The organism is Mesorhizobium mediterraneum (assembly GCF_002284565.1).
Lineage (GTDB): Bacteria > Pseudomonadota > Alphaproteobacteria > Rhizobiales > Rhizobiaceae > Mesorhizobium > Mesorhizobium mediterraneum.
In genome coordinates, this window is the sequence record NZ_NPKI01000015.1 from 680,236 (window position 1) to 704,583 (window position 24,348).

Genomic DNA, 24,348 nt, shown 5'->3' on the forward strand with positions numbered 1-24,348 from the left:
CAAGCCGACCGGGACGCCGAAACCTCGTTGAGGTGACGTGCTGTAAATCGATCCTGGAGGCCAACATCCGGCAGCGCTGTGCGCCCCCGGGTGCTTTTTGGCTTTGGACTTTTGCTCGGATTGTTTGGACACTGGGCGCGAACGCATTACCTCTCGGGCATCATCCGGGTGCCAGGGAAAAGGAAAAAGAATGTTTGAATCGCTACAGGAGCGTCTTGGCTCGATCCTGAACGGCCTCACTGGCCGCGGTGCCCTGTCCGAGGCCGATGTCTCGGCGGCGCTGCGCGAGGTGCGCCGTGCGCTGCTCGAGGCAGACGTGGCGCTGGAAGTGGTGCGTTCCTTCACCGACAAGGTGCGCGAGAAGGCCGTCGGCGCTGCTGTGGTGAAGTCGATCAAGCCGGGCCAGATGGTCGTCAAGATCGTCCATGACGAGCTGGTCGAGATGCTGGGCGCCGAGGGCGTCGCCATCGACCTCAACGCACCGGCTCCGGTCGTCATCATGATGGTTGGCCTGCAGGGCTCCGGCAAGACGACGACATCGGCCAAGATCGCCAAGCGCCTCAACGAGCGTCAGAACAAGAAGGTCCTGATGGCCTCGCTCGACACGCGGCGTCCCGCCGCGCAGGAGCAGCTCCGTCAGCTCGGCGAGCAGGTCAATGTCGCCACGCTGCCGATCGTCGAGGGCCAGACGCCGGTCGACATCGCCCGCCGCGCCGTGCAGGCGGCAAAGCTCGGCGGCCATGACATCGTGATCCTCGACACCGCCGGCCGCACCCATATCGATGAGCCGCTGATGGTCGAGATGGCCGACATCAAGAAGGTGTCGTCGCCGCACGAAATCCTTTTGGTCGCCGATTCGCTGACCGGCCAAGACGCCGTCAATCTGGCGAAAAGCTTCGATGAGCGCGTCGGCATCACCGGACTGGTGCTGACCCGCATGGATGGCGACGGCCGTGGTGGCGCAGCACTTTCCATGCGCGCCGTCACCGGCAAGCCGATCAAGCTGATCGGCACCGGCGAGAAAATGGACGGGCTGGAGGAATTCCATCCCAAGCGCATCGCCGACCGCATCCTCGGCATGGGCGACATCATCAGCCTCGTCGAAAAGGCTGCCGAAAACATCGACGCCGAACAGGCAGCGGCGATGGCCAAGAAGATGCAGTCGGGCAAGTTCGACCTGAACGACCTTGCCGGCCAGCTTCAGCAGATGTCGAAGATGGGTGGCATGGGCGGCATCATGGGCATGATGCCGGGCATGGGCAAGATGAAGGACCAGATGGCCGCCGCCGGTCTCGACGACAAGATGTTCGGCCGCCAGCTCGCCATCATCTCGTCGATGACCAAGGCCGAGCGCGCCAACCCCGACATTCTGAAGCACTCGCGCAAGAAGCGCATCGCCGCCGGCTCCGGCACCGATGCGGCCGAAATCAACAAGCTCCTGAAGATGCACCGCGGCATGGCCGACATGATGAAGGCGATGGGCGGCAAGGGCAAAGGTGGTGGCCTGATGCGCGGCATGATGGGCGGCCTGGCGCAGAAGATGGGCCTCGGCGGCATGATGCCAGGGGGTATGGGCGGCCCGGGCGGCATGATGGGCGGCGGCATGCCGGACCTGTCCAAGATGGACCCCAAGCAGCTCGAAGCCTTGCAGAAGCAGGCGCAGGCAGCCGGTCTCGGCGGCATGAAGGGTCTTCCCGGCGGCCTTCCCGGTGGTGGCGGCCTGCCCGGGCTGCCCGGCGGCATGAAGCTTCCTGGTTTGGGCGGTGGCGGGCTGCCCGGACTCGGCAAGAAGAAGTGAGGGCGCCATGAACGAAGAAAAGGACATGGCCGACGCACGTGCGGCGCTGGTCGACTACCGCGCCTCGATCGACAACATCGACGCGGCGCTCATCCACATGCTGGCCGAGCGTTTCCGCTGCACCAAGGCGGTCGGCGTGCTGAAGGCGTCGCATGGCCTGCCGCCGGCCGATCCGGCGCGGGAGCAGCAGCAGATCGCCCGCCTTCGCCAACTGGCGAAGGACGCCCATCTCGACCCGGATTTCGCGGAGAAGTTCCTGAACTTCGTCGTCCGCGAAGTGATCCGGCATCACGAGCAGATCGCCGCATCAAACGGCGTTACGAAAACCGGCTGACAACAATCATAAACCCCGATCAACGAAAATAAGAGTTTTAGGAGAAAAGAAATGCCACTGAAAATCCGACTGGCCCGTGCGGGCTCGAAGAAGCGTCCCTATTACCACGTCGTCGTCGCCGACGCCCGTTCGCCGCGCGACGGCCGTTTCATTGAGTCGCTCGGCTCGTGGAACCCGCTGCTCCCCAAGGACGGCGAGCGCGTCAAGGTCGACGCCGACCGCGTCAAGCATTGGCTCGAGCACGGCGCCCAGCCGACTGACCGCGTGCTGCGCTTCCTCGACGAGGCCGGCATTGCCAAGCGAGAGGCCCGCTCCAACCCGAAGAAGGCCGAGCCCGGCAAGAAGGCGCAGGAACGCGCCGCACTTCTGAAGAAGGCTCAGGAAGACGCAGCCGCCGCTGTTGCCGCCGCGGCAGCCGCGCCGGCCGAGGCGGAAGCCGCGACCGCCGAATAATTCGCTTTCTATCCCCTACGAAACGGCGGGCGCTTTTGTCCGCCGTTTTGCTGTTTCGTCCGATTTATGACGTGGCCGATCAATAGCCTTCCGGGCAGCGGGCGATGTAGACACGCCCATTGCGACCGCGATAGCGGCACTGGCCGCTTTCCGTGGCACGACCGATCAGTGCGCCGGCGACGGCGCCGACAGCACCACCGACCAGCGCACCTCCAACTGCGTCATCGGCCACTGCAGCACCGACCGCAGCGCCGCCCAGGCCACCGACCGCAGCGCCCTGTTCTGTCCGGGAGCAGGCTGCGAGCGAGGTTGCCAATACCATCAGGACTACCAGTTTCTTCATTGTCGTTCCTCCCAAAACGGGGGTTTTCCGTCCTCACCGCCACATCTCCTAACTCGCAACCGGGCGATTTGATCCAAAGGCAACGAAGAAGGGCAGCGGCAGAAAGCGCCCTCTCTGGTGGCGCGACCGCCATAGAACGGCTTTCGAGACCGCCGCTTAACGCGTGAAAGGGATCAGCGCGCGCACCCTGGGATCGCGCAGGAAAAGGCCGCCCCACAGGATGACGCCGAGATAGACGCCGAACAGTGTGTGCGAGAATAGCGGGCTGCCGATACGTATATGGGTCGCGATCGCGCCGCCGAGATAGGCGGTGAGCAGGATGGCGCCGAGCACCGAGGTGCGCGGCACCGCATAGAGCGCGGTCGAGACCAGCCCGATGACGCCGAGCATGCGCGAGACGTTGGGATCGGCCGGCCAGCCGAGCTCAACCATGGTCTGGGTGACGATATCGAGCGGCGGCAGCTTGATGACGCCGTCGAAGATCATGAACAGCACGATGAGGGCGCTGAGCCCGCGGCCGGTCCACAGCGCGCGCGGCGTGACGGATGCTGTTGGAGAAATGGTCATTGATGTTCCCTTCGGCTGTTTTGAGCACTGATCCTCTTAGCCAGGACCCGAACCAAGGACGCGGCGTGAGATGGCGATCCGACACGCCTCTGGTTTTTGGGCGCGCGGTGCTGCGATGGGCGCGGGAACAAACCCTAGGAAAAATAGAACTTTTCGGCGGGGATCATTTTCGGCGGCGCCTCGCCGAGCGCCTCGAACACCGAGATTTCACAGACGCGGCAAAGGCCGTCGAGGGCGAGATCGTTGGCCTCGGTGCCGAACGGGTCCTCCAGTTCTTCCGAAAGCGCGTCGAGGCCGAAGAAGGTGTAGGCGATCAGCGCGGTGAACAGCGGCGTCGCCCAGCCGGCCGTCGAAGCGAGCCCAAACGGCAGCAGCAGGCAGAAGATATAGGCGGTGCGCTGCAGGAGCAGCGTGTAGGCAAACGGAAGCGGTGTTCCCATGATGCGCTCGCAGCCGGCCTGCGCTGCGGCGATTTCAGCCAGGCGCTCGTCGAGGATGCGATAGCCCATGACGTCGATCGCCCCGGACTTGTACAGCGCGGCGGCTCGCTCGCCCATCCGCCGCACCATGGCGTCGGGCGGGTTGGCCGCGCTGGCGGCTTTTTCGGCTTCGTCGCCGATGAACGCGCGTGCATCCGACGTGGCGTCCACCCGCCTGAGCAGGCCGCGCAGGAAGTGGCAGAAGGCGATCGCCTCCATCAAGAAGCCACGCAGTTCCGCCCGGTTTTCGATCAGCCCGGTACTGGCACGTGCCAGATTGCGGATGTCGAAGACAAGCTGGCCCCACAGCTTGCGCGCCTCCCACCAGCGGTCATAGGCGGCATTGTTGCGGAAGCCGAGATAGATCGACAGCGCCACACCGAGCAAGGCGAACGGCGCGGGGCCGGCATTGCCGAAATCGAGCTTCAGCGCCCTGACCGCCAGCACCACCAGCGCGCCATAGACGCCGAAGCCGAAGATTTGCGGCAGGATGCGCGGCACCACCGAGCCGCGCATGATGAAGAACAGATGCAAGAATCCCGGCCGCGGGCGAACGATCATCGAAACCCCTTTCACGGACCGACAATGGTCCTGAATCAGTTACATTGTGCGATGCAGTACACGAACAAGCCCGGCCGCCAGCGACATGGCGATGTCGTCTTGCCGGTTTGGGGCAAAGTAAATTATCGAAAATCCGCAAGACACTCGGGAGCAAATCGATGGCCGGCGAGACCGATCTGAAAAAACTGCTGGCGACGATGGCGCCGGAATTGCGACCCGGCATCCATGTCTTCGCCAAACTGCCGCCCGATGCGCCCATGCCAGACAGCCTCGAGCCGGTGATGCTGTTTCGCGAGCGCGAGGGCACGACGGTGATCGCGCTTGAAGAGAAAGCCAAGGCCGCTGGCCTGGAAACCGTCTTCCGCTGCCGGATGGTGACGCTGAACATCCATTCGTCGCTGGAGGCGGTAGGCTTCCTCGCCGCCATCACCACGCGTCTGGCCGCCGCCGAAATCGGCGTCAATCCGGTCTCGGCCTTCTATCACGACCATTTGTTCGTCCCGGCCGACCGGGCGGAGGAGGCGATAGATGTGCTGCGGAGGCTGGCGGAGGAGAATCGGGGGGTGACTACCTTTCCCCCGTGAGCTGGGAGAAGGGAGCTATCCGGCCGAAGGCCGAGCCCGCGTCCGCGGGCCGCCGGCTGTCCGGCACCCCCGCGGAGGGCCCGCCGCGGCAGCGGCGATACGGCCCGTGAGCGAAAACTAAGCCGCCTTCTTCTTCGGCTGGATCAGTCCGCGCTCGATCAGCAATTCGGCGATCTGCACCGCGTTGAGTGCGGCGCCCTTGCGCAGATTGTCGGAGACGATCCACATCGACAGGCCATTGTCGATGGTCGAATCTTCGCGAATGCGCGAGATGAAGGTGGCATCCTCGCCGGCCGAATCCAGCGGCGTGATGTAGCCGCCGTCCTCGCGCTTGTCGAGGACCTGACAGCCTGGCGCCTCGCGCAGAATCTCACGTGCCTCGTCTGCGGTTATCGGCTTTTCGAACTCGATGTTGACCGCTTCCGAATGGCCGATGAACACCGGCACGCGCACGCAGGTCGCCGTCAGCTTGATCTTGGGGTCGAGCATCTTTTTGGTTTCGGCCACCATCTTCCACTCTTCCTTGGTGAAGCCGTCGTCGAGGAAGACGTCGATGTGCGGGATGACGTTGAAGGCGATGCGCTTGGTGAACTTCTTGACGTCGACCTGGTCGGCGACGAAAACCGCGCGTGTCTGCGTGAACAGCTCGTCCATGCCTTCCTTGCCGGCGCCGGATACCGATTGATAGGTGGCGACGACGACGCGCTTGATGGTGGCGAAGTCGTGCAGCGGCTTCAGCGCCACGACGAGCTGCGCCGTCGAGCAATTCGGGTTCGCGATGATGTTCTTGCGCGTGAACAGCGAAATCGCGTCCGGGTTCACTTCCGGCACGATCAGCGGCACGTCCTGGTCATAGCGGAAGGCCGACGAATTATCGATGACGACGCAGCCCTGCTTGCCGATCTTTGGCGACCATTCCTTCGAGACATTGCCGCCGGCCGACATGATGCAGATGTCGGTGTCGGAAAAATCATATTGGTCGAGCGTCCTGACCTTCAGCGTGCGGTCGCCGAACGACACTTCCGTGCCCTGGCTGCGCCGCGAGGCCAGCGCCACCACCTCGCTCACCGGAAAGCCGCGCTCTTCCAGTATGTTGAGCATTTCCCGGCCCACATTGCCCGTGGCGCCGACGATTGCAACCTTGAAACTCATCGAAATCTCCTGTCCTCTCCGCTCGGTTTTTGGAGAAAACCCGCCGGCCGATGCGGGTTTCAACCCCCGGGCCGGACCCGGGAGAGGGTGGTTAGGCCAAGGGAACTCAGACCGTTTTAGTGGTCGTTTTAGCCGTAGTTTTGCTGGAACGAGGAGACGCGCCGACGCGCCCGGCCCAATGGTTTGCATTGCGGCCGGGGAGGTCGAATGCAAGAAGCGCCATCAAAAGGCCGCGCATCGAAACTATCCCGTTCGGTGCCGGCTTTTACGCGGTTTGCGTAAAGAGTCAATCGCGACGAGCGAGGCGGCAACGCAATCGCGAGGTTGAATAGCCCGCCCCTTTTTGGGCGTTTGCGCTGCCCCTCACCCTTACCCTCTCCCCGTGAAAAACGGGGAGAGGGGTCGCCGGCGTTGCGGCTAAGCCCCTTCTCCCCGTTCTTCACGGGGAGAAGATGCTGGCAGGCAGATGAGGGGCAGCGCCGACATTGACAATTGATCGCGGTTTTTTGCGCACCCTGTACAATGATGGTCGCGCGAAGTACGAACGGCCAAGATTGTTTGGCTGGCGCTGCGCCGGCCCCGGCATGCGCTCCGATGAGCACAGACCTTGAATTCCGAAAGAAGCATATGTCCAATTTCGAAGCTATTGTCCCCGCGCTGGCAAAGGCGCTGGAAAACCGCGGCTATGTCGAGCTGACGCCGGTGCAGAAGGCGGTTCTCGAGCTCGGGCAGGCCGATGCGCTGGTTTCGGCGCAGACCGGCTCCGGCAAGACCGTCGCCTTCGGGCTGGCTCTGGCGCCGACCCTTCTCGATGGCGCCGAACGCTTTTCCCACGCCGCCGCACCGCTGGCGCTGGCCGTGGCGCCGACGCGCGAACTGGCCCTGCAGGTAACGCGCGAGCTGGAATGGCTCTACGAACTGACCGGCGCGACCGTGGCATCCTGCGTCGGCGGCATGGACATGCGCACCGAACGGCGCACGCTGGAACGCGGCGCCCACATCGTCGTCGGCACGCCTGGCCGGCTGCGCGACCACATCACTCGGCATTCGCTCGACATGTCGGCGCTCAAGGCCGTGGTGCTCGACGAGGCCGACGAGATGCTCGATCTCGGCTTTCGCGAGGATCTCGAATTCATCCTCGACGCTGCCCCGGCCGAGCGCCGCACACTGATGTTTTCCGCCACCGTGCCGCGCTCCATCGCCACGCTGGCCAAAGGCTACCAGCGCGACGCGGTACGCATCTCGGCCTCCGGCGAGGAAAAGCAGCATCTCGACATCGAATACCGGGCGCTGAGCGTAGCCCAGGCCGACCGGGAAAACGCCATCATCAACGTGCTGCGCTATTACGAGGCGAAGAACGCACTGGTGTTCTGCAACACGCGCGCTGCCGTCAATCACCTGACCGCGCGCTTCAACAACCGCAACTTTTCCGTCGTGGCGCTTTCGGGCGAGCTGAGCCAGAACGAGCGCAGCCACGCGCTGCAGGCGATGCGCGACGGCCGCGCAAAAGTCTGCATCGCCACCGACGTGGCGGCGCGCGGCATCGACCTGCCCAACCTCGAACTGGTGATCCACGCCGACCTGCCGACCAATCCGGAGACGCTTCTGCACCGAAGCGGGCGGACGGGCCGGGCGGGACGCAAAGGCGTCAGCGCGCTGATCGTGCCCAACAATGCCCGCAGGCGCACCGAACGCCTGCTGCAAAGCGCCGGCCTTGCGGCGACATGGGCAAGCCCGCCTTCGGCCGACGACGTCCTGCGCCGTGACGACGAGCGCATCCTCGCCGACCCGGTCTTGAGCGAACCTGTGACGGACGATGAGCGCGGCTTCGTCAGCACGCTTCTCGACCAACGTGGCGCCGAACTGGTGGCGGCGGCCTTCGTGCGTCTCTGCCGCTCCAGCCGATCGGCGCCCGAGGATCTCTTAGACGTCGCTCCGTTCACGCCGTCGGGCGACGGGCCCTCTGGCGATAAATCCGTCCGTCGCGACGAGGCGCCAAGCCGCCGCGACGATTTCGGCGACAGTGTCTGGTTCTCGCTGTCGGTGGGGCGCCGGCAGAATGCCGAGCCGCGCTGGCTGATCCCGATGCTGTGCCGGACAGGCGGCATCAGCAAGCGCGAGATCGGCGCCATCAAGATGCAACCGGAGGAAACCTTCGTGCAGATCGCGGCCGACTGGGCCGACCGGTTTCTCCAGGCGATCGGCCCGGACCGCAAGCTGCAGAACAACATCAGCGTGAGGCGGCTGGACGGCACTCCCGACCTGTCGCGGGCCGGCTATCAGGAACCACGGCCGGACAAGAAACCGCATCGTGGCAAGCGGACGTTCGACCAGAACGCGCCGAAGCCGAAATTCGAGAAGCGCGCGGCGCCGGCGGGACAGCGCGACGCCGCGTTCGAGGCAAAGCCCTGGGCCGGTAAGGCAGGCAAACCGAAATTCGAAAAGACCGGACCCGCCAAGAACAAGAAGTCGAAGAAGCGGCCGGCTTAGTTCCTCGACACGGTGATTCCGTCAGGCCGATACGAAGCGAACGTCGACAGTTCCTTTCTATAGCAGAGACCCTGGGATCTATGCGGTAACAGGAAGAAGACCGTAGCGTCGGCGATCCTTCGCGCCCCCCTCTGTCCTGCCGGACATCTCCCCCACAAGGGGGGAGATTAGATGTCACCTCGGCTTTCGCCAATCTCCAACGTTGAAAGAGGGCAGGACGGCGAGGCTGCCGATCTCCCCCCTTGTGGGGGAGATGTCCGGCAGGACAGAGGGGGGCGCTGTCCCGCCGACGCCTCCCGCAAAGTTCTCCACCACCGCATCGTCGTGACACAGGTCGATGCACTGCATTTCGCAGACACCCCTTGCGATCCGCCGCAACTCTAGACAGTCTGGGCGAGACGCGAATGGGGGTGGGCAAGCATGCGCGGCGAGGTTCTTCACTATGACGAAACCCAAGGCTTCGGTTTCATCACCGGAGCGGACGGCAACCGCTACAGCTTCGCGCGCGAGAATCTGCGCCGCGAGACGTCGATGGCCAAGGGCGCGCTCGTTGAGTTCCAGCCGGGTGGCGGGCATGCGCGCGATGTCTTTTCGATTAACGCCCAGACGGCTGCGGCCGGTGCTCCTGCTGCTCCCTCTCGGACCGGCAACGCGCCTGAGGCGCCTAAGCCGCAACATTTCGGCCGGTCCGCCGACAACGAGCCCGCTGCCGCTACCGGATTGTGGGATTACTTCTGGCGGGGCCTGACTGAAAATTACTTCAACTTCGCCGGTCGTGCCCGCCGCAAGGAATATTGGGGCTTTTGCCTGTTCTGGACGATCGCGCTGACCGTGGTCGTCGGCATTGGCCTCCTCATCGACGACTCCATGGGCAATATGGAGGAGTTGCCGGCAGTAACGGTCGGTCTTTGCGGCGTGTTTGTGCTGGCGACAATCCCGCCATGGATCGGACTGAACGTGCGGCGCCTGCATGACATCGGCTTGACCGGCTGGCTTTTTCTGGTGGTGTTCATCCCGACCATCGGCGGGCTGATCATCCTGGTCTTCGCGCTGGTCCCGACGCAGGCCCGTGAAAACCAGTGGGGCTCGGTGCCGGCAGGCGTCTAGCTTAAAACGTGTACCTTGCAACTGACTACAACTCTTGATAGTATCAAGGCGGCACAGTATTTGGGGGCAAGGCAATGCGCGGCGCGGTTTGCCAGGATCAGGGTTTTGGATACATCAATGGGGCCGACGGCAAGCGCTACATCGTCGGGCATGAGGATCTGAGTCCCGGCGTGGTGTTGGTCAGAGGCGCGCCCGTCGAGTTTCAGCCGGACGATGGGGCTGCGCGCGCCGTCATTGCAGGAAGGCCAAGCGCTGCCGAATCCAGCAGCCTCATTCCCCGTGGCGTTGAACCTGCCCAATCCACCACCGGATTATGGACGTATTTCTGGCACGCATTCAAAGTGAGACATGTCAGCTTCACCGGCCGCGCCGCAAGGAATTTTGGGGCTTTTTTCTGTTCACGCTGATCGTGTTCTTCGCGCTTTTTGCCTTCGGCGTTCTCATCAATGCAGCGATCACAGCTATCGTAGGCGACCTGGAATTTGGAGCTTTGGGTTATGCGCCAGCCTTCTTGTTCCTGCTTCTGACTGTCTTGCCGTGGTTTGCCCTTATGGTACGACGCCTGCACGACATCGGCGTGAGCGGCTGGTTCGTTTTGCTGTACTTCGTTCCCGGCTTCAACACGCTGGGTGTGTTGGCCCTTGGGCTTATCCCATCCAAGGTCGGTGAAAACCCTTGGGGGCCGGTGCCGGCGGGCGTCAGGATTTAATCGCGATCGCCTTCAGCGCCTCGCCGGACAGCCTGAGAAAGACTTTCTGGCCATGGCGGTCGGCACCAAGCCCGTCGTAGAAGCGTAGCGCACCTTCGTTCCAGTCCTCGGTGGTCAGGTCGATGCGGCCGATGCCTTCGCGCAGGCAATGGCCGGCGAGAAATGCCATCAGAGCCCGACCGACACCGGCATTGCGGACGTTTTCCCGCACGAACAGATCCTTGAGGAACAGCAGCCGTTCGAGATCGATGCCGGGATGTGCGATCGCAACCGACGCAAGCCCGCAAATCTCGCCCTCGGCGAAGGCGAGTGCGAAATGCGGATAGGCCGGGCTTTCCTGGTCAAGCCATTTCTGCGAGGCAGACAGAGCCCGGTCGGCATCGATCGGCGGCTGCCGGTAATGCACCGCCATCTCGCACAGCATGGCGGCGAGTGCAGCCGCATCCCCGGTCGTCGCCCAGCGGACGTCGACCGCCACAGGCTCAGCCCAGGAACTTGGCGATGATCGCATCGCCCATCTCGGTGGTGCCGACCTCGGTCATCCCTGGCGAATGAATATCCCTGGTGCGCAGGCCGTCGTCGAGCACGGCGGCGATGGCGCTTTCCAGACGGTCTGCTTCGGTTACCATGCCGAAGGAATAGCGCATGCACATGGCGAAGGAGGCGACCATGGCGATCGGATTGGCGATGCCCTTGCCTGATATGTCGGGCGCCGAGCCATGCACAGGTTCGTAGAGCGCCTTGCGCTTTTTCGTCTTGGCATCCGGCGCGCCGAGCGATGCCGACGGCAGCATGCCGATCGAGCCGGTCAGCATGGCGGCGATGTCGGACAGCATGTCGCCGAACAGATTGTCGGTGACGATGACGTCAAACTGCTTGGGCCAGCGCACCAGCTGCATGCCGCCGGCGTCGGCCAGCATGTGATCGAGCTTGACGTCTGCGTAGCGCGCCTTGTGGGTCTGGGTGACGACCTCGTTCCACAAAACGCCGGATTTCATCACATTGCGCTTTTCCATTGAGGTGACGTGGTTCTTGCGTGTCCGCGCCAGCTCGAAGGCGACGCCGGAAATGCGCTCGATCTCGAACGTGTCGTAGACCTGCGTGTCGATGCCGCGCTTCTGGCCGTTGCCGAGATCGATGATCTGCTTCGGCTCGCCGAAATAGACGCCGCCGGTGAGCTCGCGCACGATTAGAATGTCGAGACCCTCGACCACGTCCTGCTTGAGCGAGGAGGACGCCGCCAGCGCTGGATAGCAGATGGCCGGCCTGAGATTGGCGAACAGCTCCATATCCTTGCGCAGCCGCAGCAACCCGGCTTCCGGGCGCACTTCATAGGGCACCGCATCCCATTTCGGCCCGCCGACGGCGCCGAACAGCACCGCGTCGGCAGCCATCGCCTTGGCCATGTCGGCATCGGAAATCGCCGCGCCATGCGCGTCATAGGCGCAGCCGCCGACGAGCCCCTCATCGGTGACGAAACCACTGCCGAGCTTGTCGTTCATGGCTGATATCAGCTTCTTCACCTCGGCCATGGCCTCGGGGCCGATGCCGTCGCCGGCGAGCAGGAGAAGATTTTTCGAAGCCATCAGAACCGTCCTAATTGTGGCGCATGACCCCGAAATCGGAATCGATTTCGGAAAGGATCATGCGCAGAAACAAAATTCTACAGCGTCCTTTGCGCGTCCAAAAGGACGCGCGGCGCTGTCGTGAGCCGCGGCCTTGCTAAACGCCAAGCGGGCTATGCGCAAGCGTTTGGTTCAGAGCATCTTTGGCGATCCTTGGCGCCCCGCACCGACGCGCTCAGGCCGTGCGCTTGAGTGCCGTCACCTCAATCTCGATCTTCATTTCCGGCTTGTTGAGCTGGCAGACGATCATCGTCGCCGCCGGCCTGATGTCGCCAAAGGCTTCGCCGAGGATCGGAAAGACGATGTCCACGAAAGCCGCGTCGGTGATGTAGTAATGCGCCCGCACCACATCGGCGATCTCGAAGCCGCCGTCCTGCAACGCCTTGGCGATCGTCGCCAGGCAATTGCGCGTCTGCGCCTCGACCGTCTCCGGCATCGACATCGTCGTATAGTCGTAGCCGGTCGTTCCGGAGACGAAACACCAGTCGCCCTGCACCACGGCGCGCGAATAACCGGCGGCCTTCTCGAACGGCGAGCCGGTAGAGATCAGTTTTCGCATGGTCCTTCCCTCGCGTATTCTTCAGGCAATGTTGAGCTGAAGAAGTGCCTTTCGGCTGCAGGCCGGCCGCCACAGTCCCTTTAAGGCTCAGTCAGAGAGCCAAATCCCTCTGTGCAGAGGAACTGGCTAGTTTTTTCGACTACGCGCCGCCAGCGTCCGCAGCCTCAGTGCGTTGAGGCGGATGAAGCCCTCGGCGTCCTTCTGGTCGTAGGCGCCACGATCGTCCTCGAAGGTGACCAGCGCATCGGAATAGAGCGTCTTCTTCGACTTGCGGCCGGTGACGATGACGTTGCCCTTGTAGAGCTTCAGCCGCACCGTGCCTTCGACATCTTCCTGGCTCTTGTCGATCATCGCCTGCAGCATCAGGCGCTCGGGCGCGAACCAGAAGCCATTGTAGATCAGCTCGGCATAGCGCGGCATGAACTCGTCCTTGAGGTGGGCGGCGCCGCGGTCGAGCGTGATCGATTCGATCGCCCGGTGGGCGGCGATAAGGATGGTGCCGCCGGGGGTCTCGTAGACGCCGCGCGATTTCATGCCGACGAAACGGTTCTCGACCAGGTCGAGCCGGCCGATGCCGTTGTCGCGGCCGAGATCGTTGAGCGCCGCCAGCATCGTCGCCGGCGACAGTTTCTTGCCGTTGAGCGCGATCGGATCGCCCTTCAGGAATTCGATTTCGATCTCGGTGACCTCGTCCGGCGCGTCCATCGGTGAGACGGTGCGTTGGTGGACGAATTCCGGCGGCTCGGTCCACGGGTCTTCCAGCACCTTGCCCTCGGAAGACGAGTGCAGCAGGTTGGCGTCGACCGAAAACGGCGCATCGCCCTTCTTGTCCTTCGGCACCGGAATCTGGTGCTGCTCGGCAAAGTTGATCAGGTCGGTGCGCGACTTGAACGACCAGTCGCGCCATGGCGCGATGACCTTGATGTCGGGGTTGAGCGCATAGGCCGCGAGCTCGAAGCGGACCTGATCGTTGCCCTTGCCGGTGGCGCCGTGGGCGATCGCATCAGCGCCGGTCTCGTTGGCGATCTCGACGAGGTGCTTGGAGATCAGCGGGCGGGCGATCGAGGTGCCGAGCAAATAGGTGCCTTCATAGACGGCGTTGGCGCGGAACATCGGGAAAACGAAGTCGGAAACGAACTCCTCGCGAACATCCATGATACGGATGTCCTTGATGCCCATCATCTCGGCCTTGCGCCGCGCCGGCTCCAGCTCGCCGCCCTGGCCGAGATCGGCGGTGAAGGTGACGACCTCGGCGCCGAGCTCGGTCTGCAGCCATTTCAGGATGATCGAGGTGTCGAGGCCGCCGGAATAGGCGAGCACGACTTTCTTGACGGCTTTTGCTTTTGGCATTGTGGGCGGTTCCGCGACGGGGTTCTTCGCGGGCGAGGTATCACGCCGGTTCCGGCTAGCGCAAGGGACGAACGATCCCCCGGTCGCTGCTGGCATACTGGATCAGCCGTGGTGCCGGCCAGAAGCTGGCGCCGGCTTGGCGCTTGCGGTATAGGCTGCGCCTTCTTCATTCAGGGGCCCGCCCATGTCCTTCATTCCCGACACCACCACGCTGATCCAGTTCGCCATCGCCACCGTGATCCTGGCGATCACGCCGGGTCCCGACATGACGCTGTTCGTCTCGCGCACGCTGAGCCATGGTCGCGCCGCCGGCTTTGCCTCGATGGCGGGCGCGCTGTGCGGCACGCTGATCCACACCACGCTGGTGGTGGTCGGCATCTCGGCGCTGATCGTTGCCTCGCCGGCGGCCTTTCTTGCGCTCAAGATTTTCGGCGCCGGCTATCTCGTCTTCCTGGCGTGGCAGGCGATCACCAAGGGATCGGCGTTTTCGCCCGAGAAGAAGAGCGGGCCTGAGATTTCGCTGTTCCGCGCCTGGGCGGCGGGGCTCGGCGTCAATCTGCTCAACCCGAAGATCATCCTGTTCTTTATGACTTTCCTGCCGCAGTTCGTCTCCGCACACGACCCGAACGCGCCCGGAAAACTGTTTTTCCTCGGCGCGATGTTCGTCGTGCTGTCGATCCCGGTAACGGCGCCGATGGTGTTTGCAGCGGAAAAATTCTCGGCGGCGATGAAGACCAGCCCGCGCGTCACACGCGTCGTCGATTATCTGTTCGCCGGGGTGTTCTCGGCCTTCGCGCTCAAGATCCTGACCGCCCAGGCGAAGTAGGCGCGGACCTTCCGGCTTGCCGCCAGCTCCCGGCCGAGCGCCCGGCGCTCAGCCAGTAGAAAATGCCGCCGACCATGCCGCAGCCGATCACGGCAGCGGCGACGCGCGGATCGGTGATCTCGAAATTGGCATCGGCGGTCTGGTAAGCGAAGCCGAGGAAGACCGCCGCGACCACCGCGCCCGCCAGCGCGTAGAACAGCCAATCACGCCGTCCCAGGATTTCGGAGACGAGGATGGCGACCGCCGCCGGCATGAAGGCGAAATAGGCGACGAACAGCGCAACGAAGGGGATCGAAAAATACAGGGAAGCAGTCGCCGTAGGGTGCGCGTGCTCCGGCGTGTAGCCCAGCGACGCCAGAAACATGACGTTGAGGAAGGCGCTGGCAGCCAGCGAGGCGACGACATAGCCGATCAGGATGACGGCGAAGCGGATGAGGTAGGCAAAGAGACGGTTCATGCCGAAACTGCTTCCCTTTGTTTGATAAGGAAACGCCCGGTTACTGCCCAGTAGGCATAACCGCCGGAGAATCCACCGGGTAGACAGGGCAGGAGTGGCGCAGCGGATATGTTCAACGGGGTCGTTTGTGTCCAGGCGCTTAAGACCAGAAGCGCGAGGATGGCGTTCAGGGCGCCAGCGCACGCAAATGGCAGCCAGCGGTTCCAGCCTTGTCCACGGGCGACAAGCAGCGTGAGCAGAAAACCGGGCAGCGCCGTCAGGAAAGTAGTCATGAGCACGGATTGGTAAACAAAGCCCACACCGCGGACGCTGCGGTAAAACGATCCCCAGGCGCCGCCATCCGGCAGGACGGTCGGGAGCAGCAACACGAAGAAGGTGGCGGCGACCGCAACCAGGACGGCAATGACATAACCCAAAGATATGAATGCGACGTGGCCGAACCAGGCAACAAGACGATTCACGCCTCGCCGTGCCCCGCGATCATCATCGCCTCCAGCGCCAGCCGGTCGACCTTGCGCATGCGCTCCGAGTCCGACTTGAGCTGGCCGCAGGCGGCGAGGATATCGCGGCCGCGCGGCGTGCGGATCGGCGAGGCATAGCCGGCATTGTTGATGTAGTCGGCGAACTTCTCGATCGTCTCCCAGTCCGAGCACTGGTAGTTGGTGCCCGGCCACGGGTTGAACGGGATCAGGTTGATCTTGGCCGGAATGCCCTTGAGCAGCTTGATCAATCCTTTGGCATCCTCGATCGAATCGTTGACGTCCTTCAGCATCACATATTCGAAGGTGATACGGCGGGCGTTCGACAGGCCGGGATAGGCGCGGCAGGCGGCGATCAGCTCTTTCAACGGATACTTCTTGTTGATCGGCACCAACAGGTCGCGCAGATCGTCATTGGTGGCATGCAGCGAGATCGCCAGCATGACGCCGATCTCCTCGCCGGTGCGGAAGATCTCCGGCACGACGCCGGAGGTCGACAGCGTGATGCGGCGCTTCGACAGCGACAGCCCGTCGCCGTCGGACGCGATCAGCAGCGCCTTCTTCACCGCCTCAAAATTGTAGAGCGGCTCGCCCATGCCCATCATGACGACGTTGGACACTTTCCGGCCCTCGGCCGGCACGATGGCGCCGTCGGGCGTGTCGCGGTCGGGGAAATCGCCGAGCCGGTCGCGGGCGGTCAGAAGCTGAGCGAGGATTTCTTCCGCCGTCAGGTTGCGCACCAGCTTTTGCGTGCCGGTGTGGCAGAAGGAGCAGGTCAGCGTGCAACCGACCTGCGAGGAGATGCACAGCGTGCCGCGGCCTTCTTCGGGGATGTAGACGGTCTCGATCTCGACCGGCCGGCCGGCACCGCGTGGCGGAAAGCGAAACAGCCATTTGCGCGTGCCGTCGGAGGAAATCTGCTCCTCGACGATCTCGGGCCTGGCGATGGTGAAATGCTTGTCGAGCTCGGCGCGCAGATCCTTGGAGATGTTGAACATGCCGGCGAAGTCGGAGACGCCGCGCACATACATCCAGTGCCAGAGCTGCTGGGCGCGCATCTTGGCCTGGCGCTCCGGCACGATGCCTGACGCAATGAGGGCGGCGCCAAGCTCGGCCCGTGTCAGGCCGATCAGGGACGGTTTTTCGGCCGGCATGGCGCGGGCGCGCAACGCGTCACGGGCGCCGTCAGTGGTAAGATCAAATGAAAGGGTCATTGTTGCGCCAATATAAGCGATTTGCGGCCGATTACAGCATCGTGCCCGAAATGAAGCGCGGCGCATAGCACAGGTTGATGGCGGAGTCATGGGCGGCGGCGGGGCAAGGCTCGCTGCAATGTGCCGGCCGGCGGCGCTTCAAAAGCAAAAAAGCCGGGCTTGCGGCCCGGCCCTTACTCAAACTCGGCCTATGGCTATTTGCACTTGGCGATAGACGACAGCGCCGCCGAGATGCCTTTCAGCGAAAACACATAGGTGGTGGTGTTGCCGCGGCCGGACTTCGCCTGCACCTTCATGTCGCTGCCGGACTTCATCGCGGCGATCAGCACCGGCTCCTCGGCGGCGTTCTCGACCCAGGCCGACTTGCCGCGGGTGAACATGGAAAAGCTCTTGCCGTCGATGGTGACGGTGGCCTTGGAGTTTTCCTGGAAATTGTAGCCGGCGATGAATTGCGGCTCATAGGACACCTGCTGTCCCGGCCGCTGGCTGACGAAGAAGAACATGTCGCCGTGATCAAGCGTCGGCGGCTGCTTGTCGGTCGGCACGGTCAGCACATAGCAAACCTTGCCGCCCGACGCCTGGTAGCTGTAAGTGCCCCAGGCATTGTGCTGGCCGATCTTGGTCGCCGACTGCGCCAACACCGGCGCTGTCATGGCCACCAGTGCCAGGCTCGAAATTGTAGCAATCAATCCGCGCATCGCTTTTCCCGTATTCCAAATGGTGCGGACGCAGGCCGGCTCGGCGTCCTGCCCGTCGCTTCATTTTGATTTAATCTGGGTTACCAAACGGTGAACTTCCCTTGGGAAAAGGACTTCCACCCCAGGAAACCGCCGCCATCCTTGCGCCCGTCGCTCGAAAAGCGGCAGTTGCAACGTCCCTGTCGCGACTTGGAGGCCACGAAAGCGGCAAGAGTTTGACTTTTCTGCCTTATCGCCGGCTCAGCTGTTGTCGGCTATCGCCTGCCTGGCGGCGAGCCGGTGCGCGGGGGTGATGTGGGCTTTGACGGCAGTGATCGCGGCGGTCAGCACGGCGATGTCGTCGGTAAAGCCCAGCCCGAAGACGAAGTCGGGGATGACGTCCGTCGGCAGCACGAAATAGCCGAGGGCCGCCAGCAAAATGCCCTTGGCGCGCAGCGGCGTGTTCTTGTCCATGGCGCAGTAATAGGCGGCGACCAGCTCTTCCATGAACGGGATTTGCCGGGCAGCCTTCTTGGCCGTGCGCCAGAAGTTCTCGCGCACTTCGCGCGCGTCGCCCGGCTTGCCGCCAAAGCCGAAGAAATCAAAACTGGATTTTTGCGCCATCAACCTCTCCTAACGAGGCTGCGCTCGTCGTTCCACGCGCGCCTGCCAGCGGGAAATGTGGTGAAAGCGCCCGTCCACTACAAGAGCTCGGCCGTTCCCGGCCTGAAAATCAGGTGATGCTGGCCTGCAAGTGGCGGGCAATCGCCCGCTTTGGAGTTTGCGGAAACGCCCCTCCCGTCGTCATCCTGGGCGGAGCGAGCGGCTACGGCGTCTTCAGATCTCCAACGACCTAATCGAAATAGCGGTTCATCGTCTTGGCCAGTTCGAAATCGAGCGCGGTCAGGCCGCCGGCATCATGGGTGTTGAGCGTCACGTTCACGGTCTTGTAGACATTCGACCAGTCGGGGTGATGGTCCATTTTCTCCGCCGCCAGGGCGACGCGGGTCATGAAGGCGAAGGCTTCGGAAAAGTTGTTGAAGGTGAAGCTGCGCGCGATCGAGCCGCCATCCTTGGCCAGCGACCAGCCATCGAGACCGGCCAGCGCCTCGGCGACCGCCGCCTTGCTCAGTTTCTCTCTCGCCATGTTCGTTTCCCGTGCTATCTGGATTTGCAGTCTTCAGCATAGTGCCGGATCGATGAGCGCAAAGCCGATAAAATCCATTCTTTTCGTCTGTCTCGGCAATATCTGCCGATCGCCACTGGCGGAGGGCGTGTTGCGCGCCGTCCTGGCGGAGCGCGGCCTCGATCGGGATATCCTGCTCGATTCGGCCGGGACCAGCGACTGGGAAGCCGGCGCGGCACCCGACCCGCGCTCTATGTCGATCGCAGAGCGGCACGGCATCGATATTTCCAGACAGAGGGCGCGCAAGCTGACACCGGACGATTTTTCGCGGTTCGACCTCATTCTCTCGATGGACAGATCGAATCTCCGGGATCTGAAAGCGCTGGTGCCTGCCGCCATGCGCGACCGTGTCCATCTGTTCCTGGAGTTTGCGCAGGGAAGAGTGAGCGACGTGCCGGACCCTTATCACGAGGGGCCGGAGGCGTTTGCCTCGGTCTACCGCATGATCCGCGAAGCATCGGAGGCGCTGGCGACGCGGCTCGAAGCGCGGCTGTCGGCGCCAGACAGCGGCCAGGCCTCCTCGACGATGTAGGGTCCGCCGCCGACCGAATCGCGCGATGACATCAGGACGAAGCGGCCGACGCGGAAGGGCAGCGTCGAAAAGTTGCCGCGTGCCGACAGATACTGGGCGACGTCGAGCGGGCTCGAATTGCGTAAGCGGGCCAGCGTTACATGCGGCATGAACTTGCGCGGATCGGCGGGGATGCCGAGGCGCTGGCAGATGCGCTCGATCTCGGCTTGCAGGGCTGAAAGATCGGGCGAGGCGGAAACGCCGGCCCACACCGCATGCGGTTTCTTCTGGCCGAAGGCGCCGACGCCGGACAGCGTCAGCTGGAAGGACGGGCGGTGGACACGATCGAGCGCGTTGGCGATCTCGTCGGCGACATGGCCCTCGACATCGCCGATGAAGCGCAGCGTCATGTGGTAGTTCTCGACGTCGATCCAGCGGGCCCCGGGCAGGCCGCCCCGGAGCAGGGACAGCGAAAGGGCGGCATCACGCGGTATTTCGAGGGCGGTGAAAAGACGCGGCATGGCAAGCCTCCTGTCCTCGAATCGAACTCTTGTCCCTAGCGAATCATCGATAATCGAGCGGGGCAAGTGGTTTGTTGGTCGCAGGCCCGCCTAAAATCTTCCCCTGGGGAAGGCGAAGCCTCCTCGAAGTCCAGTTCTTCAAGAGTTGCCCTGAATCACGGCAATGGCCTTTTCGACATCCGGCAGTATGCGCTCGACCATGCGGTCGATGCCCTTGGCATTCGGGTGCAGGCCGTCCTCGAGCTGCAAAGCGGGCTCGCCGGCGACGCCGTCGAGAAAGAACGGATAGAGCGGGACGCCGTATTTTTCCGCCAGTTTCGGAAAGATCGCGTCAAAGCCGTTCTGGTAGTCGGCGCCGAGGTTGGGTGCGGCACGCATGCCGGCCAGCAGCACGGCGATCTTGCGCTGCTTCAACTTCGCCAGCATGGCGTCCAGATTCTTTTGCGTGATATCGGGAGAAACGCCGCGCAGCATGTCGTTGGCGCCGAGCTCGAGGATGACAAGCTGGGTGCCGTCCGGCACCGACCAGTCGAGACGCGACAGGCCGCCGCTCGACGTATCGCCGGAGACACCGGCATTGGCGATCGTCACATCGTGGCCCTTGGCGCGAAGTGCTGCCTCGAGTTTTTGGGTGAAGCCTTCGTCCGGTCCGAGGCCAAAACCCGCCATCAGGCTGTCGCCGAAGCCGACAATCTCCAGGGGTTCGGCGCGCGCCGACGAAATGGCGCCGCAAATTCCGAGGAAAAGGATGAAGACTGCGGCAAGAGGGTGTTTGAAAGCCATGTGGCAGGCCCCATATGACCAAGAACATTACGTTGGCGGCAGGCCGAATTCTGGCCTCCACTCTCCCATATAGGACGATTTTATTTTGACAGAAGCCGTCATCGCGCTGAAAGACGTATCGCTGACGCTCGGCGAAGGAGCGTCTTCCGTTCATGTGCTGAAAGGTGTCAGCCTCGATGTGGCAAGTGGCGAGGCGACCGGCATCGTCGGGCCGTCGGGCTCGGGAAAGTCGACGCTACTGATGGTTCTGGCTGGGTTGGAAAGGGTCGATTCGGGCACGGTACGAATTGCAGGCGAATTGCTGAATGGCAAGAGCGAAGATCAGATCGCATCGTTTCGGGGGCGAAACATTGGCATCGTTTTCCAGTCCTTCCACCTCATTCCCAACATGACTGCGCTTGAAAATGTCGCAGTGCCGCTGGAACTTGCCGGCCATGCAGATCCGTTCGGGGTGGCGGCGCGGGAGCTGGAGGCGGTGGGGTTGAGCGATCGCGTCACTCATTATCCAGGCGAATTGTCCGGCGGCGAACAGCAGCGTGTGGCGATCGCCCGGTCGCTGGCGCCTTCACCGCGCATCCTGATCGCCGACGAGCCGACCGGCAATCTCGACCAGGCAACCGGGCGGCAGGTTGCCGATCTTCTGTTCGCCAAGGCGGCCGAGCGCGGCATGACGCTGGTGCTGGTCACCCATGATCCGGCGCTCGCCGCACGCTGCTCCCGGCAGGTGTCGATGCGGTCGGGCCGGATCGAGGACGCACCGTTGCTCAAAGTGACAGCGTAGCGCCATGGCTGACAAGGCCCCCTCATCCGGCCCTTCGGGCCACCTTCTCCCCGCCGGGGAGAAGAGGCTGACGCCGGCGTTGGCAACCTCTTCTCCCCTCGGGGAGAAGGTGGCCGCGAAGCGGCCGGATGAGGGGGTTGCCTGGTCGCGCACGCTGAAGCTCGCCTTCCGCTTCTCGCTGCGTGAGATGCGCGGGGGACTGTCCGGCTTCCTGATTTTCCTTGCCTGCATCGCGCTCGGCGTCGCGGCGATCGGCGGCGTCAATTCGGTGGCCCGGGCGATTACTGCCGGTGTCGCCAACGAAGGCCAGTCGCTGCTCGGCGGCGATCTTCGTTTCCAGCTTAACCAGCGCGCATCGACGCAAGCCGAGCACGTCTTTCTCGACGGGCTGGGCACGGTCTCGCACAGCGCCAACATGCGCTCGATGGCGCGGCTCGTGGACGGTTCCGACCAGGCACTGGTCGAGGCCAAGGCGGTCGACGGAGCCTATCCGCTCTACGGCGCGCTGGAGACCGAGCCGGCGCTGTCGAAGCAGGAATTGTTCGGCGAAAGATCCGGTATTTTCGGCGCCGCTGCCCCCGATCTTTTGTTCGAGCGGCTGAACCTTGGGATCGGCGACCGGCTGAAGCTCGGCAGCGCCACATTCGAACTGCGCGCCCGGCTCGTCAGCGAGCCGGACGCGGTATCCGACGGTTTCGGCTTTGCGCCGCGGCTGATGGTCTCGACGGACGGGCTTGCCGCTTCCGGCCTGATTCAGCCCGGCAGCCTTGTCGAAAATGCCTATAAGATCCGCCTGCCCGTCGGCACCAGCGAAGCGGGTATCAAGGCGATCCAGGAGCAGGCCGGGGAGAACTTTCCCGAGGCCGGCTGGACCATCCGCACGCGCAGCAACGCAGCACCTGCGTTGTCGTCTAACATCGAACGGTTCTCCCAGTTCCTGACGCTGGTCGGGCTGACTGCGCTGGTGGTCGGCGGCGTCGGCGTGGCCAATGCGGTGCGCGCCTATCTCGACGGCAAGCGCGGCGTCATCGCCACCCTTAAGAGCCTGGGCGCATCGGGCGGTTTCGTCTTTGCCGTCTACCTCGTGCAGATCCTGATGATCGCCGCCCTCGGCATCGCGCTTGGCGTTGTGCTTGGCGCGCTGATGCCGTTCGCCGCGAGCGCGGCACTCCAGTCGATCATTCCGGTGCCGGCGGAAGGCGGGTTCTATCCCGGCGCGCTCGGCATGGCGGCGCTGTTCGGGCTGCTGGTGACGCTGGCTTTCGCCTTGCTGCCGCTCGGCCGTGCGCGCGACGTTCCAGCGACGGCGCTGTTTCGCGAAATGGGTTTTGAGGGCCGCGGTTTTCCTCGCCCGCTCTACGTGGCGGCGGCGCTCGGCATCGCGCTGTTCCTGGCGGTGCTGGCCATCCTGTTTTCCGACGATCGCCGCGTCGCCTCGATCTTTGTCGGCGCCACCATTCTTGCCTTCCTGGTGCTGCGCGTCGTCGGCGCGCTGGTACAATGGGCCGCCAAAAAGAGCCCGCGCGTTGGCTCGACGGTACTCCGGCTCGCCATCGGCAACATCCACCGGCCGGGAGCCTTGACGCCGTCGGTGGTGCTGTCGTTGGGACTGGGGCTGACGCTTCTGGTGACGCTGGCGCTGATCGATGGCAATCTCAGGCGACAGATTTCCGGCAGCCTGCCGGAACGGGCGCCGAATTTCTTCTTCGTCGACATCCAGAGCAGCGATGTCGACGCGTTCTCCGCGCTGGTCGGCAAAGAGGCGCCGCAGGGCACGCTGGTCAAGGTGCCGATGCTGCGCGGCCGGGTGATGGCGCTGAACGGCGTCGACGTCGACAAGGTCAAGGTCCCGGCGGAAGGAGCCTGGGTGCTGCGCGGCGATCGCGGGCTGACCTACGAGGCCAGACTGCCGAAGAATGCGACGCTGACCGAAGGCACATGGTGGCCGGACAATTATGCCGGTGAGCCGCTGGTGTCGTTTTCGGCCGAGGAAGGCAAAGAGATCGGGCTGAAACTCGGCGACACCATCACCGTCAACGTGCTTGGCCGCAACGTGACGGCGAAGATCGCCAATTTCCGCCAGGTCGAGTGGGAGACGATGGGCATCAACTTCGTCATGGTGTTCTCGCCCAGCACATTTGCTGGCGCGCCGCATAGCTGGCTGGCGACCCTGACCGAAAAGGGCGCGTCGGGGGCCGACGATGCCCGTCTTCTCAACGCCGTCACCCGGGCCTTTCCCGCGGTGACGACGGTCAGGGTCAAGGACGCGCTCGACATCGTCAACCGGCTGGTGGCGCAACTCGGCACGGCAATCAGGGCCGCGGCCGGCGTGGCGCTGATCGCGTCGGTGCTGGTGCTGGCCGGCGCGCTGGCCGCCGGCAACCGGGCCCGCATCCACGACGCCGTGGTGCTGAAGACGCTGGGCGCCACCAGGAAAACACTGATCGCGGCCTTTTCACTGGAATATATGCTGATCGGCCTCGCCACTGCGATCTTCGCGCTGGCGGCAGGCGGGGTTGCCGCGTGGTTCGTTGTCGCGCGCATCATGACGCTGCCATCGCATTTCATGCCCGATGTGGCGGTGGCAACCATCGTCTTTGCGCTGGTGGTCACGGTCGGCATTGGCCTCGCCGGCACTTGGCGGGTGCTGGGCCACAAGGCGGCGCCGGTGCTGCGCAATCTCTGATCGCAAGGCTTGGCGAGGCTGTTTTTGATTAATTCTGCGTAATGTTGCGGCTTCGAAAGCCGAAAAAGCGGATTTCCGGGACTTCACGAAGCATTACGCTCCGTTACGGTCTTGTT

The 24,348-nt window shown here is 63.6% G+C and carries 27 protein-coding genes and 1 pseudogene; 12 read left to right on the forward strand and 16 right to left on the reverse strand.

What is annotated here, in order from left to right; genetic code table 11:
* The first annotated feature begins 190 nt into the window (after positions 1-190).
* Genes ffh through rpsP form a run of 3 tightly spaced genes read left to right on the forward strand, consistent with a single transcriptional unit; the run spans position 191 to position 2,585 of the window.
* On the forward strand, positions 191-1,798 hold the full coding sequence (gene ffh, locus CIT25_RS12720; protein ID WP_095484843.1) for a signal recognition particle protein: 1,608 nt from the start codon (positions 191-193) through the stop codon (positions 1,796-1,798).
* A 7-nt stretch (positions 1,799-1,805) separates the two neighbouring features.
* Positions 1,806-2,132 (forward strand): chorismate mutase, encoded by a 327-nt coding sequence (locus CIT25_RS12725; RefSeq protein WP_095484844.1) that lies wholly within the window; start codon positions 1,806-1,808, stop codon positions 2,130-2,132.
* Between the two features lie 51 nt (positions 2,133-2,183).
* Positions 2,184-2,585, forward strand: coding sequence for a 30S ribosomal protein S16 (rpsP, locus tag CIT25_RS12730; protein WP_095484845.1), 402 nt, complete (start codon positions 2,184-2,186; stop codon positions 2,583-2,585).
* Between the two features lie 79 nt (positions 2,586-2,664).
* On the opposite strand, the gene CIT25_RS12735 is transcribed toward rpsP, so the two are convergent.
* The 3 genes from CIT25_RS12735 to CIT25_RS12745 all read right to left on the reverse strand — a co-directional run bounded on the left by CIT25_RS12735 (position 2,665) and on the right by CIT25_RS12745 (position 4,535).
* Complete coding sequence (locus CIT25_RS12735; protein WP_095484846.1) at positions 2,665-2,928, reverse strand: glycine zipper domain-containing protein; 264 nt, start codon at positions 2,926-2,928, stop codon at positions 2,665-2,667.
* 156 nt (positions 2,929-3,084) lie between these two features.
* Positions 3,085-3,495, reverse strand: coding sequence for a DoxX family protein (locus tag CIT25_RS12740; RefSeq protein ID WP_095484847.1), 411 nt, complete (start codon positions 3,493-3,495; stop codon positions 3,085-3,087).
* A gap of 134 nt (positions 3,496-3,629) precedes the next feature.
* Complete coding sequence (locus CIT25_RS12745; protein ID WP_095484848.1) at positions 3,630-4,535, reverse strand: bestrophin family protein; 906 nt, start codon at positions 4,533-4,535, stop codon at positions 3,630-3,632.
* Positions 4,536-4,693: 158 nt separating this feature from the next.
* Here CIT25_RS12745 and CIT25_RS12750 point away from each other — a divergent pair, with 158 nt between their 5' ends.
* Entirely contained in the window at positions 4,694-5,119 is a 426-nt protein-coding gene (locus CIT25_RS12750) for an ACT domain-containing protein (protein ID WP_095484849.1), read from the forward strand.
* 117 nt (positions 5,120-5,236) lie between these two features.
* Here the strand turns inward: CIT25_RS12750 and CIT25_RS12755 are convergent, their stop codons facing one another.
* Positions 5,237-6,271: an aspartate-semialdehyde dehydrogenase gene (locus CIT25_RS12755; RefSeq protein ID WP_095484850.1), complete on the reverse strand. Its 1,035-nt coding sequence runs from the start codon at positions 6,269-6,271 to the stop codon at positions 5,237-5,239.
* Between the two features lie 627 nt (positions 6,272-6,898).
* On the opposite strand from CIT25_RS12755, the gene CIT25_RS12760 reads away from it, so the two are divergent.
* From CIT25_RS12760 to CIT25_RS37470, 4 genes and pseudogenes are all read left to right on the forward strand, one after another.
* Entirely contained in the window at positions 6,899-8,761 is a 1,863-nt protein-coding gene (locus CIT25_RS12760) for a DEAD/DEAH box helicase (protein WP_095484851.1), read from the forward strand.
* A 121-nt stretch (positions 8,762-8,882) separates the two neighbouring features.
* Positions 8,883-9,062: pseudogene (locus CIT25_RS38455) on the forward strand (hypothetical protein); the annotation flags it as partial.
* Positions 9,063-9,181: 119 nt separating this feature from the next.
* Positions 9,182-9,868 carry a DUF805 domain-containing protein gene (locus tag CIT25_RS12765; protein ID WP_095484852.1) on the forward strand — a complete coding sequence of 229 codons (687 nt, stop codon included), beginning with the start codon at positions 9,182-9,184 and terminating at the stop codon, positions 9,866-9,868.
* Positions 9,869-10,181: 313 nt separating this feature from the next.
* Positions 10,182-10,577: a DUF805 domain-containing protein gene (locus tag CIT25_RS37470; protein WP_245329828.1), complete on the forward strand. Its 396-nt coding sequence runs from the start codon at positions 10,182-10,184 to the stop codon at positions 10,575-10,577.
* On the opposite strand, the gene CIT25_RS12775 is transcribed toward CIT25_RS37470, so the two are convergent.
* The 4 genes from CIT25_RS12775 to CIT25_RS12790 form a co-directional block, all read right to left on the reverse strand.
* The gene (locus CIT25_RS12775) at positions 10,567-11,055 is read right to left on the reverse strand and encodes a GNAT family N-acetyltransferase (RefSeq protein ID WP_095484853.1); all 489 of its coding nucleotides are present in this window, start codon (positions 11,053-11,055) and stop codon (positions 10,567-10,569) included. The two genes, CIT25_RS37470 and CIT25_RS12775, sit on opposite strands and share 11 nt — an antisense overlap.
* Before the next feature lie 4 nt (positions 11,056-11,059).
* Positions 11,060-12,163, reverse strand: coding sequence for a 3-isopropylmalate dehydrogenase (gene leuB, locus CIT25_RS12780; RefSeq protein WP_095484854.1), 1,104 nt, complete (start codon positions 12,161-12,163; stop codon positions 11,060-11,062).
* 214 nt (positions 12,164-12,377) lie between these two features.
* Positions 12,378-12,761, reverse strand: a complete 384-nt coding sequence (locus tag CIT25_RS12785; protein WP_095484855.1) for a RidA family protein — start codon at positions 12,759-12,761, stop codon at positions 12,378-12,380.
* A 126-nt stretch (positions 12,762-12,887) separates the two neighbouring features.
* The gene (locus tag CIT25_RS12790) at positions 12,888-14,111 is read right to left on the reverse strand and encodes an argininosuccinate synthase (protein WP_095484856.1); all 1,224 of its coding nucleotides are present in this window, start codon (positions 14,109-14,111) and stop codon (positions 12,888-12,890) included.
* A gap of 184 nt (positions 14,112-14,295) precedes the next feature.
* Here CIT25_RS12790 and CIT25_RS12795 point away from each other — a divergent pair, with 184 nt between their 5' ends.
* Positions 14,296-14,937: a LysE family translocator gene (locus CIT25_RS12795; RefSeq protein WP_095484857.1), complete on the forward strand. Its 642-nt coding sequence runs from the start codon at positions 14,296-14,298 to the stop codon at positions 14,935-14,937.
* Here CIT25_RS12795 and CIT25_RS12800 read toward each other — a convergent pair.
* The 6 genes from CIT25_RS12800 to CIT25_RS12825 all read right to left on the reverse strand — a co-directional run bounded on the left by CIT25_RS12800 (position 14,909) and on the right by CIT25_RS12825 (position 18,911).
* Positions 14,909-15,394: a hypothetical protein gene (locus CIT25_RS12800; protein WP_095484858.1), complete on the reverse strand. Its 486-nt coding sequence runs from the start codon at positions 15,392-15,394 to the stop codon at positions 14,909-14,911. The two genes, CIT25_RS12795 and CIT25_RS12800, sit on opposite strands and share 29 nt — an antisense overlap.
* On the reverse strand, positions 15,391-15,855 hold the full coding sequence (locus tag CIT25_RS12805) for a hypothetical protein (protein WP_095484859.1): 465 nt from the start codon (positions 15,853-15,855) through the stop codon (positions 15,391-15,393). The genes CIT25_RS12800 and CIT25_RS12805 overlap by 4 nt, the downstream gene beginning before the upstream one ends.
* Positions 15,852-17,087: a dual-specificity RNA methyltransferase RlmN gene (gene rlmN / locus CIT25_RS12810; protein ID WP_095484860.1), complete on the reverse strand. Its 1,236-nt coding sequence runs from the start codon at positions 17,085-17,087 to the stop codon at positions 15,852-15,854. Before rlmN ends, CIT25_RS12805 begins: the two co-directional genes overlap by 4 nt.
* 194 nt (positions 17,088-17,281) lie before the next feature.
* Positions 17,282-17,785, reverse strand: coding sequence for an invasion associated locus B family protein (locus CIT25_RS12815; protein WP_095484861.1), 504 nt, complete (start codon positions 17,783-17,785; stop codon positions 17,282-17,284).
* Between the two features lie 240 nt (positions 17,786-18,025).
* Entirely contained in the window at positions 18,026-18,388 is a 363-nt protein-coding gene (locus CIT25_RS12820; RefSeq protein ID WP_095484862.1) for a YkvA family protein, read from the reverse strand.
* Positions 18,389-18,617: 229 nt separating this feature from the next.
* Complete coding sequence (locus tag CIT25_RS12825; protein WP_095484863.1) at positions 18,618-18,911, reverse strand: 4a-hydroxytetrahydrobiopterin dehydratase; 294 nt, start codon at positions 18,909-18,911, stop codon at positions 18,618-18,620.
* 52 nt (positions 18,912-18,963) lie between these two features.
* Between CIT25_RS12825 and CIT25_RS12830 the strand changes: the two genes are divergently transcribed.
* Positions 18,964-19,482 carry a low molecular weight protein-tyrosine-phosphatase gene (locus CIT25_RS12830; RefSeq protein ID WP_095484864.1) on the forward strand — a complete coding sequence of 173 codons (519 nt, stop codon included), beginning with the start codon at positions 18,964-18,966 and terminating at the stop codon, positions 19,480-19,482.
* Here CIT25_RS12830 and thpR read toward each other — a convergent pair.
* Positions 19,386-19,982, reverse strand: coding sequence for an RNA 2',3'-cyclic phosphodiesterase (gene thpR, locus CIT25_RS12835; protein WP_095484865.1), 597 nt, complete (start codon positions 19,980-19,982; stop codon positions 19,386-19,388). The two genes, CIT25_RS12830 and thpR, sit on opposite strands and share 97 nt — an antisense overlap.
* Positions 19,983-20,120: 138 nt before the next feature.
* Complete coding sequence (locus CIT25_RS12840) at positions 20,121-20,765, reverse strand: arylesterase (protein WP_095484866.1); 645 nt, start codon at positions 20,763-20,765, stop codon at positions 20,121-20,123.
* A gap of 85 nt (positions 20,766-20,850) precedes the next feature.
* Here CIT25_RS12840 and CIT25_RS12845 point away from each other — a divergent pair, with 85 nt between their 5' ends.
* Together CIT25_RS12845 and CIT25_RS12850 are read left to right on the forward strand one after the other, a co-directional pair.
* Positions 20,851-21,546 carry an ABC transporter ATP-binding protein gene (locus CIT25_RS12845; RefSeq protein ID WP_095484867.1) on the forward strand — a complete coding sequence of 232 codons (696 nt, stop codon included), beginning with the start codon at positions 20,851-20,853 and terminating at the stop codon, positions 21,544-21,546.
* A 187-nt stretch (positions 21,547-21,733) separates the two neighbouring features.
* Positions 21,734-24,232, forward strand: coding sequence for an ABC transporter permease (locus tag CIT25_RS12850; protein ID WP_095485112.1), 2,499 nt, complete (start codon positions 21,734-21,736; stop codon positions 24,230-24,232).
* The last annotated feature ends 116 nt before the right edge of the window (positions 24,233-24,348 follow it).

Coding starts and splice junctions, on each gene's coding strand:
- leuB (WP_095484854.1), bottom strand. CDS start 12,163: ATGGCTTCGAAAAATCTTCTCCTGCTCGCCGGCGACGGCATCGGCCCC.
- rlmN (WP_095484860.1), bottom strand. CDS start 17,087: ATGACCCTTTCATTTGATCTTACCACTGACGGCGCCCGTGACGCGTTG.
- CIT25_RS12850 (WP_095485112.1), top strand. CDS start 21,734: ATGCGCGGGGGACTGTCCGGCTTCCTGATTTTCCTTGCCTGCATCGCG.
- CIT25_RS12725 (WP_095484844.1), top strand. CDS start 1,806: ATGAACGAAGAAAAGGACATGGCCGACGCACGTGCGGCGCTGGTCGAC.
- CIT25_RS12840 (WP_095484866.1), bottom strand. CDS start 20,765: ATGGCTTTCAAACACCCTCTTGCCGCAGTCTTCATCCTTTTCCTCGGA.
- CIT25_RS37470 (WP_245329828.1), top strand. CDS start 10,182: ATGGACGTATTTCTGGCACGCATTCAAAGTGAGACATGTCAGCTTCAC.
- CIT25_RS12800 (WP_095484858.1), bottom strand. CDS start 15,394: ATGAACCGTCTCTTTGCCTACCTCATCCGCTTCGCCGTCATCCTGATC.
- CIT25_RS12785 (WP_095484855.1), bottom strand. CDS start 12,761: ATGCGAAAACTGATCTCTACCGGCTCGCCGTTCGAGAAGGCCGCCGGT.
- CIT25_RS12820 (WP_095484862.1), bottom strand. CDS start 18,388: ATGGCGCAAAAATCCAGTTTTGATTTCTTCGGCTTTGGCGGCAAGCCG.
- CIT25_RS12765 (WP_095484852.1), top strand. CDS start 9,182: ATGCGCGGCGAGGTTCTTCACTATGACGAAACCCAAGGCTTCGGTTTC.
- CIT25_RS12745 (WP_095484848.1), bottom strand. CDS start 4,535: ATGATCGTTCGCCCGCGGCCGGGATTCTTGCATCTGTTCTTCATCATG.
- CIT25_RS12790 (WP_095484856.1), bottom strand. CDS start 14,111: ATGCCAAAAGCAAAAGCCGTCAAGAAAGTCGTGCTCGCCTATTCCGGC.
- ffh (WP_095484843.1), top strand. CDS start 191: ATGTTTGAATCGCTACAGGAGCGTCTTGGCTCGATCCTGAACGGCCTC.
- CIT25_RS12815 (WP_095484861.1), bottom strand. CDS start 17,785: ATGCGCGGATTGATTGCTACAATTTCGAGCCTGGCACTGGTGGCCATG.
- CIT25_RS12750 (WP_095484849.1), top strand. CDS start 4,694: ATGGCCGGCGAGACCGATCTGAAAAAACTGCTGGCGACGATGGCGCCG.
- CIT25_RS12740 (WP_095484847.1), bottom strand. CDS start 3,495: ATGACCATTTCTCCAACAGCATCCGTCACGCCGCGCGCGCTGTGGACC.
- CIT25_RS12755 (WP_095484850.1), bottom strand. CDS start 6,271: ATGAGTTTCAAGGTTGCAATCGTCGGCGCCACGGGCAATGTGGGCCGG.
- CIT25_RS12760 (WP_095484851.1), top strand. CDS start 6,899: ATGTCCAATTTCGAAGCTATTGTCCCCGCGCTGGCAAAGGCGCTGGAA.
- rpsP (WP_095484845.1), top strand. CDS start 2,184: ATGCCACTGAAAATCCGACTGGCCCGTGCGGGCTCGAAGAAGCGTCCC.
- CIT25_RS12795 (WP_095484857.1), top strand. CDS start 14,296: ATGTCCTTCATTCCCGACACCACCACGCTGATCCAGTTCGCCATCGCC.
- CIT25_RS12830 (WP_095484864.1), top strand. CDS start 18,964: ATGAGCGCAAAGCCGATAAAATCCATTCTTTTCGTCTGTCTCGGCAAT.
- CIT25_RS12825 (WP_095484863.1), bottom strand. CDS start 18,911: ATGGCGAGAGAGAAACTGAGCAAGGCGGCGGTCGCCGAGGCGCTGGCC.
- thpR (WP_095484865.1), bottom strand. CDS start 19,982: ATGCCGCGTCTTTTCACCGCCCTCGAAATACCGCGTGATGCCGCCCTT.
- CIT25_RS12735 (WP_095484846.1), bottom strand. CDS start 2,928: ATGAAGAAACTGGTAGTCCTGATGGTATTGGCAACCTCGCTCGCAGCC.